Source organism: Aeromonas sp. SE22, assembly GCF_038739755.1.
GTDB classification, from domain to species: Bacteria; Pseudomonadota; Gammaproteobacteria; order Enterobacterales; family Aeromonadaceae; genus Aeromonas; species Aeromonas jandaei.
Map to the genome: position 1 here is coordinate 1 of NZ_JBCGFD010000010.1, position 17,163 is coordinate 17,163.

18 protein-coding genes are annotated in these 17,163 nt (G+C 55.9%); 3 read left to right on the forward strand and 15 right to left on the reverse strand.

The window, feature by feature from the left end:
- Positions 1-229: 229 nt before the first annotated feature.
- The 13 genes from ybgF to ruvA all read right to left on the reverse strand — a co-directional run bounded on the left by ybgF (position 230) and on the right by ruvA (position 11,425).
- Entirely contained in the window at positions 230-1,039 is an 810-nt protein-coding gene (gene ybgF / locus AAHA39_RS14860) for a tol-pal system protein YbgF (protein ID WP_041209178.1), read from the reverse strand.
- A 12-nt stretch (positions 1,040-1,051) separates the two neighbouring features.
- The gene (pal, locus tag AAHA39_RS14865) at positions 1,052-1,576 is read right to left on the reverse strand and encodes a peptidoglycan-associated lipoprotein Pal (RefSeq protein WP_033113510.1); all 525 of its coding nucleotides are present in this window, start codon (positions 1,574-1,576) and stop codon (positions 1,052-1,054) included.
- Positions 1,577-1,625: 49 nt separating this feature from the next.
- Positions 1,626-2,951, reverse strand: coding sequence for a Tol-Pal system beta propeller repeat protein TolB (gene tolB / locus AAHA39_RS14870; RefSeq protein WP_041209179.1), 1,326 nt, complete (start codon positions 2,949-2,951; stop codon positions 1,626-1,628).
- 3 nt (positions 2,952-2,954) lie between these two features.
- On the reverse strand, positions 2,955-4,079 hold the full coding sequence (tolA, locus tag AAHA39_RS14875; RefSeq protein WP_041209180.1) for a cell envelope integrity protein TolA: 1,125 nt from the start codon (positions 4,077-4,079) through the stop codon (positions 2,955-2,957).
- 5 nt (positions 4,080-4,084) lie between these two features.
- Positions 4,085-4,531, reverse strand: a complete 447-nt coding sequence (tolR, locus tag AAHA39_RS14880; RefSeq protein WP_033113513.1) for a protein TolR — start codon at positions 4,529-4,531, stop codon at positions 4,085-4,087.
- Positions 4,531-5,220: a protein TolQ gene (gene tolQ / locus AAHA39_RS14885; protein ID WP_041209181.1), complete on the reverse strand. Its 690-nt coding sequence runs from the start codon at positions 5,218-5,220 to the stop codon at positions 4,531-4,533. Before tolQ ends, tolR begins: the two co-directional genes overlap by 1 nt.
- Positions 5,221-5,616 carry a tol-pal system-associated acyl-CoA thioesterase gene (ybgC, locus tag AAHA39_RS14890; protein WP_033113515.1) on the reverse strand — a complete coding sequence of 132 codons (396 nt, stop codon included), beginning with the start codon at positions 5,614-5,616 and terminating at the stop codon, positions 5,221-5,223.
- 105 nt (positions 5,617-5,721) lie between these two features.
- On the reverse strand, positions 5,722-6,033 hold the full coding sequence (locus AAHA39_RS14895; protein ID WP_041209182.1) for a cyd operon YbgE family protein: 312 nt from the start codon (positions 6,031-6,033) through the stop codon (positions 5,722-5,724).
- Positions 6,020-6,136, reverse strand: coding sequence for a cytochrome bd-I oxidase subunit CydX (gene cydX / locus AAHA39_RS14900; RefSeq protein WP_026456928.1), 117 nt, complete (start codon positions 6,134-6,136; stop codon positions 6,020-6,022). The genes AAHA39_RS14895 and cydX overlap by 14 nt, the downstream gene beginning before the upstream one ends.
- 14 nt (positions 6,137-6,150) lie before the next feature.
- Positions 6,151-7,287 (reverse strand): cytochrome d ubiquinol oxidase subunit II, encoded by a 1,137-nt coding sequence (gene cydB / locus AAHA39_RS14905; protein ID WP_041209183.1) that lies wholly within the window; start codon positions 7,285-7,287, stop codon positions 6,151-6,153.
- Positions 7,288-7,298: 11 nt separating this feature from the next.
- A complete protein-coding gene (locus tag AAHA39_RS14910; RefSeq protein ID WP_041209184.1) occupies positions 7,299-8,855 on the reverse strand; it encodes a cytochrome ubiquinol oxidase subunit I in 1,557 nt (518 codons plus the stop codon).
- 936 nt (positions 8,856-9,791) lie between these two features.
- Positions 9,792-10,802: a Holliday junction branch migration DNA helicase RuvB gene (gene ruvB / locus AAHA39_RS14915; RefSeq protein WP_043849718.1), complete on the reverse strand. Its 1,011-nt coding sequence runs from the start codon at positions 10,800-10,802 to the stop codon at positions 9,792-9,794.
- An 8-nt stretch (positions 10,803-10,810) separates the two neighbouring features.
- Complete coding sequence (gene ruvA, locus AAHA39_RS14920) at positions 10,811-11,425, reverse strand: Holliday junction branch migration protein RuvA (RefSeq protein WP_041209185.1); 615 nt, start codon at positions 11,423-11,425, stop codon at positions 10,811-10,813.
- A gap of 254 nt (positions 11,426-11,679) precedes the next feature.
- Here ruvA and AAHA39_RS14925 point away from each other — a divergent pair, with 254 nt between their 5' ends.
- Positions 11,680-13,689: a methyl-accepting chemotaxis protein gene (locus tag AAHA39_RS14925; protein ID WP_203974809.1), complete on the forward strand. Its 2,010-nt coding sequence runs from the start codon at positions 11,680-11,682 to the stop codon at positions 13,687-13,689.
- 58 nt (positions 13,690-13,747) lie between these two features.
- Here AAHA39_RS14925 and lysE read toward each other — a convergent pair whose 3' ends face one another.
- Positions 13,748-14,356: an L-lysine exporter gene (gene lysE / locus AAHA39_RS14930; RefSeq protein ID WP_320656122.1), complete on the reverse strand. Its 609-nt coding sequence runs from the start codon at positions 14,354-14,356 to the stop codon at positions 13,748-13,750.
- A 218-nt stretch (positions 14,357-14,574) separates the two neighbouring features.
- Entirely contained in the window at positions 14,575-15,357 is a 783-nt protein-coding gene (locus AAHA39_RS14935) for a LuxR family transcriptional regulator (RefSeq protein WP_041209188.1), read from the reverse strand.
- Positions 15,358-15,418: 61 nt separating this feature from the next.
- Between AAHA39_RS14935 and AAHA39_RS14940 the strand changes: the two genes are divergently transcribed.
- Positions 15,419-16,057, forward strand: coding sequence for an acyl-homoserine-lactone synthase (locus tag AAHA39_RS14940; protein WP_320656121.1), 639 nt, complete (start codon positions 15,419-15,421; stop codon positions 16,055-16,057).
- Between the two features lie 205 nt (positions 16,058-16,262).
- Positions 16,263-17,162, forward strand: coding sequence for a LysR family transcriptional regulator ArgP (locus AAHA39_RS14945; RefSeq protein ID WP_320656120.1), 900 nt, complete (start codon positions 16,263-16,265; stop codon positions 17,160-17,162).
- Position 17,163: the final 1 nt, after the last annotated feature.

Consider the following 17,163-nt stretch of genomic DNA (forward strand, 5'->3'; position numbering starts at 1 on the left):
AACCAGCGACCAATTGATTAAAAGTCAACTGCTCTACCGACTGAGCTAACGACCCTCACCACGACCAGTACCGACTGCATTACTGCTTCGGCTCTGACGGCGGCCTATATTACGGATTTAAATTTCCGGTGCAACAGAAAATTCGTAATTTAAATCCGTTTGCTCACTGTGCGTACAAATGCAGGCTGTTTTTACAGTACCGTTACGAAAACAGTGACATACGGCAATGTTACAGCTTGCTCAGGCTCTGCTTCGCCAGCTGTGCCGGAGAGGTGTTGGGGTAACCCTTGATCACCTGCTCGTAGAACGCTTTCGCCTCGGCCTTCTTGCCATCCAGCTGTGACAGCATCCCCAGCTTCAGCAGGGCATCGGCGCGCTTGGGCGACTTGCTGTACTTGTTGGCGACGGTAGAAAACTGGGCGGCAGCACCGGCTCGATCACCCTTGTTGAACAGCAGCTGGCCCAGCCAGTAGTGTGCATTGGGGACATAGCTTGAACTGGGGTACTGCTTGATGAAGCCCTGGAAAGCCGGAATGGCTTTGTCGTAGTTCTTCTCTTTGAGCACCATGTTCACGGCAGCGTCGTAGGCCTGATTCTCGTCCTGATTGGTCGAGTAGTTGACGGCCGGGGCCGGATTGGCCGCAGTGGCGGCAGCTGGTGCGGCGGCGGCCGGAGCAGCGGCCTGCTGCTGGCTGCTCACCTTGTCCAGCTCCTGGTAGAGCTGACGCTGACGCTCTTGCGACTGCTCCATCTGGTAGGTCTGCTGCTCCAGCTGACCACGCAGCTCGGAGACCTCCCCTTGCAGGGAGTCGACCTGCTGCTGCAAGTCGGCTTGCAGTCGCAGACGGGCGTTCAGGGTGCGCTCCAGCAGGGCAACCCGATCTTCGAGGCTACCGGTGGGCACGATGGCGCCGTTGTTGCCATTAAGGACAACGCCGCCGGAATCTCCCCCCAAATCGCTGACCGGAGCCGCGGCGTGGGCAGAGACTGCAAATAAAACGGCCATCGAAATGGCCGCTTGCTTATACACAAAATTCATCCGTATAGAACCTTAGTAAACCAGAACCGCACGGCGGTTTTTGGCAAAGGCTTCCTCGGTGTGGGACAGATCCAGCGGCTTCTCTTCGCCATAGCTGACGATGGAGAGCTGCTCGGCCTGCACACCCAGGGTTTGCAGATATTTGGCAACAGCCTTGGCACGACGCTCACCCAGAGCGATGTTGTACTCCGGAGTACCGCGCTCATCGGCGTGGCCTTCGATCAGTACTTTCACGCTCGGACGCTCGCGCAGGTAGCTGGCATGGGCATCCAGCAGATCAGCGTACTGACCCTGGATTTCGTAGCCGTCAAACGGGAAGTAGATGACGTTGTCGCGCTGCAGCGCTTCGAACTTCTGACGCATCTGCTCTTCCGGGGACAACATGCCGTTGGCGCCACCGGTTTGTACACCGCCCATGCCGTCGGTCATACCTGATTCGGCACCAGCAGAGCCTGAATCAGAAGAGGAGCTACAAGCAGCCAGGGTGAACAGTGGCAGTGCGATGGCCAAACCCTTGAGCAGTTTATTGAGTTGCATGCTATTTCCTTAAACCTTTATAACAAAACAAAAAACAATTGGATTTTTATCAATTCAAGAAGGGCGACCAAGCTGGTGCACGAATTTCACCGCTACTGGTCGGAAGCACAGCCTTGAAGCGACCATCAGTCGACACCAACGCAAGACTCTTACGACCCTGATAGATGGTGGCATAAATGATCATGCTGCCATTGGGAGCCACACTTGGGGACTCGTCCAGTGCACTCTGAGTCAGGACCAACTGGGCATTGGTGTCCATATCCTGACGGGCAATACGGTATTGCCCTTGAACCCGGGTCACCATCACCATGATCTTGCCATCAGGTGTGATGGATGCGCCCTGGTTGGATTCACCTTCCCAGGTCATCCGGCGAGTCATGCCAGTCGCCAAATTTACGCTATAAATCTGGGGTTTGCCACCACGTTCAGAGGTGAACAGCAAATTTTGCCCGTCCGGCATCCAGGAGGGTTCGGTGTCGATCACCCGGCTGGTGGTGACCCTGGTCAACTGCTTGCTTGCGACATCAACAACATAGAGGTTCGGTGACCCGTCCTTGGAGAGAACGATAGCCAGACGACGACCATCCGGAGACCACTCCGGCGCACCGTTGATACCGCGGAAGCTGGTGATCAGGCTGCGCTGCTGGGTGTAGATATCCTGCACGTAAATCTCGGATTTCTGGTTCTCGAAGCTCACGTAGGCCAGTTTGCTGCCATCCGGCGACCAGGCCGGGGACATCAGCGGCTCGCGGGAGCGCAGCAAAGTCTTCTCGTTGTAACCGTCGTAGTCGGAGATCCGCAGCTGATACGGGAACTGGGTCCCCTGCTGTACAGAAACGTAAGCCAGACGAGTCAGGAAGGCGCCACGCTCGCCAGTCAAACGCTCATAGACGATGTCGGAGATACGGTGGGCGAACTGACGCATCTGGGCACCCGGGATGGTCGCCATGCGGCTATCCAGGATGTAACCATTGCTCTCGCCACCCTGCGCCTTGGCCAGCTGGCCCTTGAGCACATCGACCAGCTCGAAGTTGATCTTGTAGGTACCGTCACCCACGGCGGCGATGGAGCCTACCACCACAGCCTCGACCCCTTGGGCAGCCCAGGGTGCGAAGTTGATTTCGCTGCTGCTGCTCGGGGTCTGCGGCATCTGGCTGCGCGCCAGCGGCTTGAACTTGCCGCTACGCATCAGGTCGTTGGAGACCACTTCCGCGATATCCTGCGGCAGCTGGCCGTTACCTTCCCACTTGAAGGGGGCAACGGCGACGGGACGGGCGCTGTCAATACCGCCAGTGATGACGATATCCAGAGCCGCATGGGCACTCTGGCCCAGCAGCAAACAACCAACCAAAGCAAAAAACACTTTTCTGATCATGGCTTAAATACTCGGTTCCAATTTGAGGTTAAATTCCTTCAACATCTCGAATGCCGCAGGATCCTTCGGCACCGGCAACTGGTTGGCCTTCAATACGGCCGCTTTACCGGAACGACATACCGCCGGGTCACCCTGGCCGTTATCCACCGAAATGACAAAGCCACTGCTCGCAAGACGTACGCCGATAGTACATGTTTTGCCCCGCATGGTGGGATCCAAAATCATATAACGCTCAACAGTGGCCTTGATGAGTGCCGCATATTTGTCGACTTCACCCTTGGCTGCCGCCGATGCAGCCTGACTGCGCGCATTGGCTTCAGCCGCCATCTGCTGCTCCATCATGGCTTCCATCTCTTTCTGAAGCTTGGCCTCTTCTGCCTTGCGCTTGCGCTCGGCATCCGCCTTGGCCTTCTTCTCGGCTTCGGCTTTGGCTTTTTTCTCTGCGTCAGCTTTTGCCTTTTTATCAGCCTCTTCCTTGGCCTTCTTCTCGGCCTCGGCTTTGGCTTTCTTCTCGGCTTCTGCCTTCGCTTTTTTCTCAGCTTCGGCTTTGGCCTTCTTCTCGGCTTCCGCTTTCTTGGCCTTGGCCTCTTCAGCCTTGGCTTTCTCTTCCGCCTGTTTTTTCTCGAGCTCTTTCTTTTTCTTCAGCGCGAGCGCCTTGGCATCTTCCGCCGCTTTCTTCTCGGCTTCTGCTTTCTTGGCTTTTTGCTCTTCCAGCTTGCGGGCTTCCTCGGCTTTCTGGGCCTTCTCTTCCGCCTGCTTCTGCTCAGCCTCTTTCTTCTGCTTTTCGGCTTCGGCCTTGCGGGTCGCCTCTTCGGCCTGCTTGCGCTTGGTCTCGGCAATACGCAGGCGCTCCTGCTGCTCGGCCAGCTCGCGCTTGGCCTCTTCCGCCTCTTCCTTTTTCTTCTGCTGTTGCTGTGCAGCCTTGGGCTGAGCCTTCTGCTGCTGGATCTGCTGCGCCTGCTGGGCCAGGAATTCGCTATCCAGCATCACCGCATTGACGATCTGCCCCTGCGACTCGGGCCGCTTCGGCTTGCTGAAGTCGAGACCGACAAACAGGATGATGCCGATGATCAGGTGCAGCAGAAACGATGCGATGAGATAACCGGAAATACCACGCTTCACATCCATCTCCGTCAATTTACCGGATCAGTCATCAGGCCAACCTGAGGAACACCGGCTTTCTTGAGGGCCACCATCAACAGGATCACCTCTTCGTAGCGCACCGACTTGTCACCGGCCACCACCACGGGAGCGTTCTGGTTGATGGCCAGATAGCCCATGGCTTTCTCGGTGATGTACTGCTGCATCGCTTCGGGCGTGCCGCTTGGTACCGGCTCATCCTCGGCTTCGCCAGCCTTGATGACATACTCGCCATCGGTGTTGACGCTGACGATGAAGGGCGGCTTGGCATCTTCCGGCAACTGCTCGGATTCCGCCTGCGGCAGGTCAACCTTGACCCCCTGGGTGATCACCGGCGTTACCGCCATGAAGATGATAAGCAGCACCAGCATGACGTCGATATAGGGAACCACGTTGATCTCGGCCACCTTCTTGCGCCGGATCCGCTGATAGGTTTGCATTACTGATCACCCTGCTGCTGTGCAATTTGACGGTTCAGAATGGTGGTGAACTCGTCCATGAAGTTGGCGTAGGCGTTCTCCAGCTTTTCCACCTTGTTGGAGAAGCGGTTGTAGAAGATAACGGCAGGGATGGCGGCAAACAGACCCATGGCGGTAGCGATCAGCGCTTCTGCGATACCGGGGGCTACCATCTGCAGGGTCGCCTGCTGTACCTGACCCAGGGCGATAAAGGCGTTCATGATCCCCCATACGGTACCGAACAGGCCGATATAGGGACTGATGGAGCCGATGGTCGCCAAGATGGGCAGGTTGGATTCGAGATCGTCCACCGCACGGGAGAGGGAGACGCGCATGGCACGGTAGGTACCGTCCATCACCGCATCCTGACCGCGGGCACCAGCCTTCAGCAAGCGGGCATACTCCTTGAAGCCGGAGTAGAAGATATCTTCCATGCCTTCGATGTCATCGCGGCGGGAAGAGGACTCCTGATAGAGGCGATTGAGGTCGACCCCGGACCAGAAGCGATCTTCAAACTGCTCAGATGCGATATTGGCAGCCTTGATCGCCTTGGAGCGCTGGATAATCAGCGCCCAGGAGACAATCGACATGCTCATCAGGGTCATCATGACCAGTTTTACCAACAGGCTGGCTTGCCAAAACAGGCCAATAAACGAAATTTCAGCGTGCACTTACAGCACTCCCTTCACATTTACAGGTATTGCAACAGGTTTCATTTGCGGATGACTGACACAGGCTATCTGTACCATGGCCTGAGTGACCAGTCGCCCATCAGCCGCCAGGATCTGCTGTGAAAAACGCATGGATGCGCGTTTCACTTCAGTCACTTGCGTTAACACATTCAAAAGTTCATTAAAACGGGCCGCCGAGCGGAAATCGATCTCTGTTCGACTCACGACGAAGGCATATCCCTCCTGCAGCAAGACGTCCTGTTCGACCCCTTTGGCACGAAGGAACTCGGTGCGAGCACGTTCCATAAACTTGAGATAATTGGCGTTGTAGACGATGCCCCCGGCGTCGGTGTCCTCGTAATAGACACGCACCGGAAACTCATGGACTTCCCCCATAACAATCTGTGATCCATTCGACAGTCAGATGGGGGGCTATCATAGCGCAGGGCTGAATAGGAAAGAAGCAGGGGGAAGCAGGGAAATCCTGCCTCCCCCTGTTTTTTATGAGAGGAAATATGAATGTGTCAGCCAAAGGCCATACAACAAACTGGGCCAGGCGAGCCAGGGGTTGAACAGGATCCGCCCGAACACGCTTTTCAGATGAAAGCCGAGTCCGTTCAGGATGCCGCAGCAGACCGCCCACATCAGCCAGAACGACAACCAGTGGCCGTGGCTGCTGGTGTTGGCGGCTATCAGATTGGGGGCCTGCAAAATAGCGACGGCCAACAAGGCCGCCGCGAGCAACATCAACCCTTGCCATGGCTGGCGCTCCAGTGGAGCCGCCAGCCTGGCCAGTCGATCACTTATCCTCATCGATCTGACGATCCATGTTCTCGGTATGTTCCAACCACAGCGCATTGATGATGCCAAATGCACAGGCCAGCAGCAGACCCAGGATCCAGGTGAAATACCACATTATCAGGGCTCCTCTTAGTAGGCCGAATGTTGGTTATCTTCGATGTGCTTGTTGGTCACCCGGCCAAACATCTTGATGTAGGTCCAGATGGTGTAACCCAGCACAATCGGTACGAAGATAGCTGCGGCCACTGTCATCACCTGCAGGGTGTTGAAAGAGGCAGTGGTATCCCACATGGTCAGGCTCTGTGACGGCTCAAGGCTTGAGGGCATCACGAACGGGAACATGGAGAAACCGGCAGTCAGGATCACGCCAGCCATCGCCAGGGAGGAGGTAGTGAACGCTACCCAACCTTTGTTCAGCATGGCGAACAGCGCAGTCAGCAGGCTCATGGAGAGACCCAGTACCGGCGCGGCAATCATCCACGGGTAGAGGCTGTAGTTGTTCATCCAGGCGCCAGCCTGCAGCACAACTTCCTTGCCCAGCGGGTTGGAGACAGCATCGTTGGCCGCAGCCTTGACGATGACATAGCCTTCCATGCCGCTAACCCACCAGCCAGCCACCGCGAACAGCACCAGCAGCAGCAGCGAGCTGCCGATGGCTGCGGTACGGGAGCGAGCCAGCACTTCGCCTTCGGTCTTCATCATCAGCCAGGTCGCGCCCTGAGCCAGGAACATGCTGAGGCTGACGATACCGGCCAGCAGGCCGAACGGGTTGAGCAGGCCGAAGAAGTTGCCGTGATAGGTGGACATCAGGAACTGGTTGAATTCGAACGGCACGCCCTGCAGCAGGTTACCGAACGCGACGCCGAACACGATGGGCGGAACCGCACCACCGATAAACAGGCACCAGTCCCAGTTGTTGCGCCATCTCGGGCTCTCCAGCTTGGAACGGTAGTCAAAACCGACCGGACGGAAGAAGAGCGCCATCAGGGTCAGGATCATCGCCACATAGAAGCCGGAGAACGCAGTTGCGTAAACCAGCGGCCAGGCTGCGAACAGAGCACCACCCGCAGTGATCAGCCACACCTGGTTGCCGTCCCAGTGGGGGGCAATGGAGTTGATCATGACGCGACGCTCGATATCTTTCTTGCCGACGAAGGGGAGCAGTGCGCCCACCCCCATGTCGAAGCCGTCAGTGATGGCGAAGCCAATCAGCAGCACGCCGACCAGTACCCACCAGATGACACGCAGAGTTTCGTAATCAAACATGGTCACTCTCCTTATGCCTTGAGCTGTTCAAAGTGATACTTGCCGGTCTTCAGGCTGCTTGGGCCGAGGCGGGCAAACTTGAACATCAGGTACATCTCGATCACCAGCAGCACTGTGTAGAACAGGCAGATACCGATCAGAGAGAACCAGATTTCAGCGGCAGGCACATTGGAAGCGGAGACAGAGGTCGGCAGCACTTCGGCAATGGTCCAGGGCTGACGACCATATTCGGCAACGAACCAGCCAGCTTCGATAGCGATCCACGGCAGCGGAATACCCCACAGCAGACCCTTGAGCAGCCACTTGCGCTGGCCGATCTGGTGACGGGCACTGTCATAGAAGGCCATACCGATCAGCACCAGCATCAGCATGCCAACGGCAACCATGATGCGGAAAGCGAAGAACAGCGGCAGTACCTGCGGGATGGAGTCATCCACGGCGGCCTTGATCTGCTCGTCGGTAGCGTCGGTCACATTGCTGGTGTAGCGCTTGAGCAGCAGACCGTAACCCAGATCCTGCTTCACTTCATCGAAGCGAGCACGGGTTTCGTCAGACTTGTCACCAGACTGCAGCTTGGTCAGCAGATCGTAAGCTGTCATACCGTTGCGAACGCGCAGTTCGTGCTCGCTCTTCAGATCCTTGAGACCGGTGACCTGAGTATCAAGGGAACGAGTCGCGATGATGCCCATGGCATAGGGGATCTTGATGGCGTAGTCGGTGCGCATCTCTTCCTGATTCGGAATACCGAACAGGGTGAAGGCAGCCGGAGCAGGCTCAGTTTCCCACTCGGCTTCGATGGCAGCCAGTTTCACCTTCTGCACTTCACCGGTCTCGTAACCTGACTCGTCTCCCAGCACCAGTACGGAGAGGATGGAAGCCATACCGAAAGCGGCAGCGATGGCGAAGGAGCGACGGGCAAAGGCCACATCACGATTCTTCAGCAGGTAGTAGGAGGAGATGCCCAGAACGAACATGGCGCCACAGGTATAGCCAGCCGCCACGGTGTGGACGAACTTGACCTGAGCAACCGGGTTGAACACCAGGTCTGCGAAGCTCACCATCTCCATCCGCATGGATTCGAAGTTGAACTCGGCACCGACCGGGTTCTGCATCCAGCCGTTGGCAACCAGGATCCAGAGGGCAGAGAGGTTGGTACCCAGCGCCATCAACCAGGTCGCAACCAGGTGTTGATGCTTGCTCAGGCGATCCCAACCGAAGAAGAACATGCCGACGAAAGTAGACTCAAGGAAGAAAGCCATCAGACCTTCGATAGCCAGCGGGGCACCGAAGATATCGCCAACATAGTGGGAGTAGTAAGCCCAGTTGGTTCCGAACTGGAACTCCATGGTCAAACCGGTCGTTACCCCGAGGGCGAAGTTAATGGCGAACAACTTACCCCAGAACTTGGTCATGTCCTTGTAGATGGGGTTGTTGGTCATAACATAGACAGATTCCATGATCGCGAGAATGAAGGTCATTCCCAGCGTCAGGGGGACAAACAAGAAGTGATAAAGGGCCGTCGCAGCGAACTGGAACCGCGATAGGTCGACCACATGCTCAGCAATCATGATGTTTCCTCACCGATTATTGGCACGGCTATTTTAAGTTTTAAGCACAAAGCTTCCGTTGATGGCCATCAAATGGGTCCCGCCATGAGCACTCACAACAAAACCCCATTACTAACAACCAGCATTAACAACAAGGCAATAACTGAGAACAAAGAAAGCTAATGTTTAACATTTATAAAACAACCAGCTGGAATTTATTCTCGCCCATGATGACTGTGGTTTTATATCACCTTTATTTGATTGAAATCAATGTAAAAGCACCCGCAAAAGATGACCACAAAAGGCATTTTTAAACTATTTAACGTCTGATGACATGAGTCAGATCACAGAATAACAAAAACAGTAATTTATTGATTTAAATCAATTTAATTATTTAACCAACAATGCCTTCATTTAATTTGAAAAATGGAGCCAAGCTTCTTTTTCTTATGTTATTCTCAACTGACTCCCGCTCTGAAAAACTCAATTTAATAGTGCTAAAAATGCATACTCATGCGAGCCAAACCAGTCGAAAAATAAATTAGATAAACTAATCTGAACAGTGCAATTTTTCTTGTTTGCCCACGCCGATTCGAACTCCTACAATGCGCCTCGCAGTGAGGGCATACCCTTGGATACAGGCCGGTTAATCGGGGTTCACGGTACGTATTCGACCATCATTTTGAACCTGACTATTGGAATCGAAGATGAAAAAGTTTGTTGCTAAAACCATCCGTTACTACAAGCTTTCCTTTGTTCAGCTCTATCAACTGAACCGACTCTGAGAGCTCGCGACGGCTCACCTGTTTATTTTCCGGTCTGTGTCCAGACGCACTCACTGTCTGTGAACATCCATCCTGAATTGTCTTTGCCCACCGCATCCGCCGTGGGCTTTTTTTTGCCCGGATAACAAAAAACCGCCTTATGTGGCGGTTTTTTACTCAAGCAGCTGTTTTCTTACTTCTCATCAGGTCGCTGAAGGCCGAAATGAGCATATGCCCGCGTAGTCGCTATCCGCCCTCTTGGGGTACGCTGCAGATAGCCCTGCTGGATCAGATAGGGCTCCAGTACATCCTCAATGGTATCTTTCTCTTCACCGATAGCCGCCGCCAGGTTATCGAGACCCACCGGGCCCCCCATAAACTTGTCTATCACAGCCAACAATAACTTGCGGTCCATAAAATCAAACCCCTCGTTATCGACGTCCAACATGTCCATCGCCCGCGCAGCAATGGGGCCATCGATCCGGCCATCGGATTTGACCTGGGCAAAGTCGCGCACCCGTCTTAACAAGCGGTTAGCAATCCGCGGCGTGCCGCGAGAGCGACGAGCGACCTCAACGGCACCATCTTCTGTCATGTCGAGCCCCAGACAGCGAGCACTGCGGGAGACGATATCGGTGAGATCCTTGACGTTGTAGAACTCGAGGCGTTGCACGATGCCGAAGCGATCCCGCAGCGGGCTGGTGAGAGAGCCGGCCCGGGTGGTAGCACCGATCAGGGTAAAGGGGGGCAGATCGAGCTTGATGGAGCGGGCCGCCGGCCCCTCCCCGATCATGATATCGAGCTGGTAATCCTCCATCGCCGGATAGAGCACCTCTTCCACCACCGGGCTGAGGCGGTGGATCTCGTCGATGAAGAGAACGTCGTGCGGTTCGAGGTTGGTGAGCAATGCAGCCAGATCACCCGCTTTCTCCAATACGGGGCCAGAGGTGGTCTTGATGTTGACCCCCATCTCGTTGGCAACGATGTTGGCGAGGGTGGTCTTGCCCAGACCCGGCGGGCCGAAGATCAGCAGGTGATCGAGAGCCTCCCCCCGCTGCCGCGCCGCCTCGATAAAGATCTCCATCTGCTCGCAAACAGCATCCTGACCGGTATAGTCCGCCAGTTTTTTGGGGCGGATGGCACGGTCGATAATGTCGTCCTCGCGGGCGGCACTGGACGAAATGAGACGATCTGCTTCAATCATCTGCTACCTCACACCAGACTACGCAGGGATTCGCGGATGATGTCTTCCACCGACATGCCATCTTTGGCGATCTTGCTGACGATCTGGCTCGCCTGCTGCGGCTTGTAACCGAGCGCCACCAGGGCGCTGGCCGCCTCTTCCGCTGCATCCGGTGCTCGCAGTTCCGGCTCGCGAGATGGCAAGGTGACCGCTGCCGGAGAGAAGAGATCATGGCTGACCCACCCCTTGAGGCGATCCTTCATCTCCACCACCAGCCGTTCGGCAGTCTTCTTGCCAACCCCTGGCAGCTTGACCAGTGAGCTTATCTCTTCACGCTCGACACAGATGACAAACTGACTGGCCGTCATACCGGAGAGAATCGCCAGCGCCAGCTTGGGGCCGACCCCGTTGGTCTTGATCAGCTCGCGGAACAGGGCCCGCTCCTGCTTGTGGTTGAAACCATAGAGCAGCTGGGCATCCTCACGCACCACAAAATGGGTGTGGATGGTCGCCTCCTTGCCGATTTCCGGCAAATCATAGAAACAGCTCATTGGCATCTGCACCTCGTAGCCAACGCCACCCACTTCCAGCAAAACCTCGGGGGGCTGCTTCTCAATGACAATGCCTCTCAAGCGACCAATCACGGCTCTCTCCTCACCAGTACAGCAATTCGCAAATTGGCTCATAGCATAAAGAATAACTGGATAAGTATCCAGCATTGCCCTATCGGTGGCCGCTCATCGGAGAAGCATTTTATGCAAGATCCACCATGCTTGATCCTGTGCTTTTTCAGGCACGGGATAACCGGTAGCCGACTCCGCATCTTTGGCAAACATGGCGTTGTCTGATTAGACTTATTCGGCACCTGATAGTGCAATACACCAAGGAAGGCCATCACATGAAGATTGTTACGACCTCAAATCTGGGCCTCACCATATTGCTTGGCTGTACGCTGGGCATGGGGATCGTCGGCTGGTACGGCAGCCAGCGACTGGCCAATCTGCTCTCCTATGTATTGGGGGCAGCCTGGCAAACTGCAGATGGCGCCATGGAAGGCTCCATCGAACTGGGACACCAGCAACTGCAAATCCAGAAGATGCTCAACGGGATCTCGCTCGATAATGGCAAGCTGAATTCAGCCAAGGCTGCAACCGATGATGCACTGACGCGGGTGGCCAACGGACAACTCATCGACCCCTCCGCAGTCAAGATCATGGAGCAGCAGCAGCAGGACTATCGACAGCAGCAAGATGCCTTGCTGGCGCTCTATCGCAGCTATACCGATGTGGATCAATCCTTGCGCGATAATGCCGATCGACTGGCTCGCCTCTCGGAACAGATGGAGGTCATCGGTGATGAGGCCGTGGAAGGCCTGACGCAATCGCCTGACCAACCCATTAGCTGGAACGGCGGTCTGGAAACGCGATGGGAGGCTGCCGATGGCGGTATGGAGGCCAATATCGGCTTCTTGCGCCAACTCTACGCCATGGAAAAGATGCGTAGACTCGGAATCTCGGATGCCATCAAAAAGGAGCTGGAAGAGGCAATCACATTTTATGAGAGTGCCGCCAGCCGGATGCTGGCTACTGGAATGTTCGATGCACAGGGCAACGGGGAATTCGGCGGCCATACGCTGTCGAGCCAATACCGCGAGCTGCAGGCCCGCCACAAACAGTTACTGGGCAGCTGGCTAGCGGCCCTCGCCAGTTATCAGACACAACAGGCGACCTATGAGCAAAGCGCAGATCGACTAGCGCAACAACTGGTCGATGTCGAGGCAAAAGGCGATGCCACCGTGGAAGATCAAATTATCCAGCTCAATGGCATCATCGGCCAGACCAACACTCTGATCCTGGCTGGCCTTGTATTCAGCCTCGTCATCGTCACCCTGTGTGGCTTCTGGCTGACCCGCAAGCTTGTAACCCCACTGCTCCAGGTAAATAAACGCATGGAGGATATAGCCGCAGGCGATGGCGATCTCAACGTGCGCATCAACCTGAAGCGGGATGATGAGATCGGGTCGCTCGCCAATAGTGTGGATCGCTTTATCGAGAAGCTGCAGAAGATGATCAGCTCGACGATGCACAACAACCAGCACATCAGCGAGCATGTCCATACTTCGGTCAATCGGGTGGAAGCCATCAGCCAGAGCAGCCGCCAGACAGCAGAACACGCGCTGGCGCTGCATCATGACAGTGAAGAGATGGTACAGGTTGCCACCGGAATCTCTGACAACTGCAGCATGGCTGCCCAAAATGCCAATGAGGTGCGCCAGCTGACCACCGAGAGCAGCCAGTATGTCGCCTCTGCCAGCGCGGGCATGCAGCGTGTGGTACAGGAGGTGAGCGAGTGCGCCATCGCCATCAACTCCCTCAAGGAGCAGGCGGGCCAGATCGGCCAGATCATCTCCACCATCAGCGGTATCTCGGAGCAAACCAATCTGCTGGCACTCAATGCTGCCATCGAGGCGGCCCGAGCAGGGGAAATGGGGCGGGGTTTTGCAGTGGTGGCTGACGAGGTACGCACCCTTGCCAACCGCACAGCGGCTTCCAGTGCCGAGATTAGCCAGGTGATTAGCAGCATCCAGCAGCAAACCGAGACCGCCTATCTGATGATGCAGCGCAATCTCAAGACGGTGGAAGCGGGTATGCAAGACTCCGAGAACACCAAGCAGATCCTGTTCAAGGTACAAGGAGCCATCGACCAATTGGCCGATATGGTGCAGCAGGTGGCCGTTGCAACTGGGCAGCTGTCACACACCCTCAGCCACTCCTCCGATAAAGTCTCGGGGATCAGCCTGCAGGCCAAAACCGGTGAACAGGAGGCGCAGGAGTGTCTGCAACTCGCCTCGTCACTGCATCAGGCCAGCCTGCTGCAACAGCGGCTGCTTTCGCAGTTCCGGGTCTGATCCTTCTTAACAACCAAGATGCCACTCCCCGCGAGTGGCATCTTTTTATCTGGATGAATTAACTCCCTCTGGCCAGTTGTAGCGCCAGGATCAGCATGATGATGCCGACCAGCAGATCGATCCCCTGCTGCACCCTCCCCTTTGCCAGCCAAGGGGCCAGAGCGGCGGCGCCCAATGCCAGCGAATAAAACCATACCAGCGAGGCCAGCATGGCACCTGCGGCAAATGCCGGGCGCAAGGACTCTGCCACCTGACTGCCTACAGAGCCGAGCAACATCAGGGTATCGAGATAGACATGGGGATTGAGCAGGGTGACGCCCAGCGTCATCGCCAACACGCTTTTGGCCCCCTTTTGCTGGGGCGAGTCAGCAAGCCCGACCTGAGAACCACGCCAGGCACTGCGCAGGGAACGCACGCCGAACCAGGAGAGAAACAGCACGCCTCCCCAGGTCAGTAGCGCCATCCCGATGGGGCTTGCAGAGAGGACAGTAGCGCCACCAAATACCCCGATCCCGATCAGGATGAGATCGCACAGGCTGCAGAGGGTTGCGGTCAGCAGATGGTGGTTGCGATGGATGCCGCGGCTAAGCACAAAGGCGTTCTGGGCACCGATGGGAATGATCATGGCAAGGCCGAGGGTAAAGCCTTGCAGAGTAGTAGCTAACATGAAAAGCACCGTCTGAAATTGGGAATAAACGGCACTATAGCGATGAGCATCTATCCAGAGAAATTCATGGATTTACTGATTGATTCATTTTCCTAATGATTTCTTAATCTCGAATATCCACTCTCTTATCAAGCCATCTTGTCAATTACAGGATCTGACAATTGTGACCCTCCAATTGCAGCAGGAGAATCCATCGCTACCACCAAGGTCGTAAGGTTTTACTGCAGTGCGAGTGGAAAGTTTGTCACGACCACCTGTTCCAGGTTGGGCAACAGAATCCCGCTGCTGACGCCTTTTGCAATCGCTTGATAGCGGTTCATGGATCCTGTTTTGCGGGTGACCTGATTGAGATGGTAATTCACCGTGCGCTCGGTAATGCCGAGAATGCAGGCAATTTCACTCGAGGTTTTCCCTTCACTGGCCCAGAAAAGACATTCGGTCTCGCGTTCAGTCAAAGTCTCCGGGTACGAAGTTTCCACCATGTTGTAACGCACTACTCGTATAGCCGCTTCAAAGATGTAATTGGACATCCAGGAGAGAACTGGCGAGGACTCCAGCAGCAAGTCACTTGATGCCCGCTCGGAAGTGATGAAAGAGAGAATGCCGTTTTCGCCAGCAGCGCCATGAAGAGGGAAAGAGAGGCCATTGCGCAGACCGAATTCGGCAGCCATGCCCATCACATCCATACTCCCCTCTTGTAAAAAGCGGGCTCGTTCATCAAGGCGATTCCAGTAGATGGGTAATGTCTGTTTGCGCGCCAGCTGAATCACGGGGTCACATGCCAGCATGTTGTTTTCGGTATAGGCCTGCACCCAGGAGTCAGGGCACTGATTAAACAGCACAACCTTCGGTCTTTGCATCGACATGGGAATGATCAAGGCAAAACGATAGTAGTCATAACCCATTTCAATAGTGAAGCGCCCGATCAGCTCAGCCAAGCGGTTGCCATCTGTGGCCGATGTGAAGTGTTCGAGGTATTCAAGCAGTTGGTCGCGTTTCATGTGGTAGTCCCCCTGACCAGGCCCCGATTATAACGCTGAATAGAGTAATGGAGAGTTCATAATGTTTGTTTTCACTGGAAAAATGAGAGAACACCCACGAAACGAGGTGGAGAACGAACTCTATCGCTTTCGCAACAGTGTCTTTTCAGAACGCCTCGGGTGGGATGTCGAATCGCGTCGTGGACTGGAGCGTGACAGCTTCGATTCACCAGATACGCACTGGGTGCTGATCGAAGATAACGAAGGTGTTTGCGGCTGTATCCGCATGCTCAACTGTGCCGAAGCCTACATGCTACCAACGATATTCCCGACGGCACTGGCTGGCGAAAACGCGCCACGCAGTTCCGATGTCTGGGAGCTAACCCGTTTGGCCATAGATGCAAGCCGTGCACCCAGCATGGGAAGCGGAGTCAACGAACTGACCTGCGTTATCTTTCGCGAAGTCTACGCTTTCGCAATCGCTCACGGGATCCGCGAACTGGTCGCAGTGGTCAGCCTGCCGGTAGAGCGCATTTTCCGACGCCTTGGCCTTCCAATCGAACGCCTTGGTCACCGTCAGGCGGTAGATCTGGGCGCAGTTCGCGGGGTTGGCATTCGCTTTCATCTCGATGAACGTTTCGCCAGGGCAGTATCACAGCCACTCAAGGGTAACTATCAAAGCAGCCACTATCAGCAGCCTGAACTGACCCCTCAAGCATAAAAAATCCCGGGAGCCCGCCCCGGGACAAATGGCTCGCCATGACTCCGCGCCGGGCTGCCAGCGCGACGAGCCCAGTATCTGCTCCAAAAGGCTCCTCTACCACTGTCAGATATCACAGCACCGCCAGAATGGCGCCACCTCTCGCCGTTGTTGTCCCCGGCGCAGTCACGTAGAGTTGGGCTCTGCGCCGAGGGGAGGATGAGGGATGAAAGAGCTGGATTACAAACTGCTGCGGGCACTGGATGCCGTGTTGCAGGAGCAGAATTTCGAGCGGGCAGCCAGGTCGCTGTACATCACCCAATCGGCTATCTCTCAACGCATCAAGCAGCTGGAGCAGCAATTTGCCGAACCGCTGCTCATCCGTAGTCAGCCGTTGCAGGCAACCCCACTGGGGGAAAAGCTGCTGGCTCACTATCGTCAGGTGCACCAGCTCGAACTTGAGCTGGCCGGCGAACTGGCCCCCGCCACGCCAAAAGCCCCCATCCGCATCAGCATCGCCGTCAATGCCGATAGCCTGGCCACCTGGTTTCTGCCCGCTATCGCTCCCTTGCTGGAGCAGTATCCCATCGAACTCAATCTGTTGGTGGATGACGAGAGCCGCACCCTCGACAAGGTTCGCGAGGGCCAAGCCTTCGGCGCCGTCAGCCTGAGCCCCCAGCCACTGGCCGGTTGCTGCGTCGATGAGCTGGGCGAAATGAACTATCTGCTTACCGCCAGCCCCGCATTCGTGGCGCGACACTTCCCCCACGGTCTGACCCGGGAGGCGCTGGCCAAGGCTCCGGCAGTGGCCTTCGATCAACGCGACGACATGCATGTCAGCTTCATGGCGCAACACTTCGGGCTGGAGCCCGGCGGTTATCCCTGCCACACGGTTCACTCGTCCGAGGCCTTCGTCGCCATGGCCGAACAGGGCCTGGCCTATTGTCTCATCCCCGAATTGCAGATAAGAGGCCAGCTGGCTGGCGGGTCACTACTCAACCTCAGTCCCGACCATGTCTTGACGGAACGCCTCTACTGGCACCGCTGGGTACTGGAAAAGGGGGTACACAAGCAGCTATCCCAACGTCTCATCGACCATGCCAGATCGCAGTTGAAACCACGCTGAG

Excerpts from the sequence above, each read along its gene's own strand:
- AAHA39_RS14895 (WP_041209182.1), bottom strand. The coding sequence starts at position 6,033 with ATGAGGATAAGTGATCGACTGGCCAGGCTGGCGGCTCCACTGGAGCGC.
- AAHA39_RS14940 (WP_320656121.1), top strand. The coding sequence starts at position 15,419 with ATGTTTGTTTTCACTGGAAAAATGAGAGAACACCCACGAAACGAGGTG.
- tolB (WP_041209179.1), bottom strand. The coding sequence starts at position 2,951 with ATGATCAGAAAAGTGTTTTTTGCTTTGGTTGGTTGTTTGCTGCTGGGC.
- lysE (WP_320656122.1), bottom strand. The coding sequence starts at position 14,356 with ATGTTAGCTACTACTCTGCAAGGCTTTACCCTCGGCCTTGCCATGATC.
- tolA (WP_041209180.1), bottom strand. The coding sequence starts at position 4,079 with ATGGATGTGAAGCGTGGTATTTCCGGTTATCTCATCGCATCGTTTCTG.
- ruvB (WP_043849718.1), bottom strand. The coding sequence starts at position 10,802 with ATGATTGAAGCAGATCGTCTCATTTCGTCCAGTGCCGCCCGCGAGGAC.
- ybgC (WP_033113515.1), bottom strand. The coding sequence starts at position 5,616 with ATGGGGGAAGTCCATGAGTTTCCGGTGCGTGTCTATTACGAGGACACC.
- tolR (WP_033113513.1), bottom strand. The coding sequence starts at position 4,531 with ATGCAAACCTATCAGCGGATCCGGCGCAAGAAGGTGGCCGAGATCAAC.
- AAHA39_RS14945 (WP_320656120.1), top strand. The coding sequence starts at position 16,263 with ATGAAAGAGCTGGATTACAAACTGCTGCGGGCACTGGATGCCGTGTTG.
- AAHA39_RS14935 (WP_041209188.1), bottom strand. The coding sequence starts at position 15,357 with ATGAAACGCGACCAACTGCTTGAATACCTCGAACACTTCACATCGGCC.
- pal (WP_033113510.1), bottom strand. The coding sequence starts at position 1,576 with ATGCAACTCAATAAACTGCTCAAGGGTTTGGCCATCGCACTGCCACTG.
- cydB (WP_041209183.1), bottom strand. The coding sequence starts at position 7,287 with ATGTTTGATTACGAAACTCTGCGTGTCATCTGGTGGGTACTGGTCGGC.
- AAHA39_RS14910 (WP_041209184.1), bottom strand. The coding sequence starts at position 8,855 with ATGATTGCTGAGCATGTGGTCGACCTATCGCGGTTCCAGTTCGCTGCG.
- ybgF (WP_041209178.1), bottom strand. The coding sequence starts at position 1,039 with ATGAATTTTGTGTATAAGCAAGCGGCCATTTCGATGGCCGTTTTATTT.
- cydX (WP_026456928.1), bottom strand. The coding sequence starts at position 6,136 with ATGTGGTATTTCACCTGGATCCTGGGTCTGCTGCTGGCCTGTGCATTT.
- AAHA39_RS14925 (WP_203974809.1), top strand. The coding sequence starts at position 11,680 with ATGAAGATTGTTACGACCTCAAATCTGGGCCTCACCATATTGCTTGGC.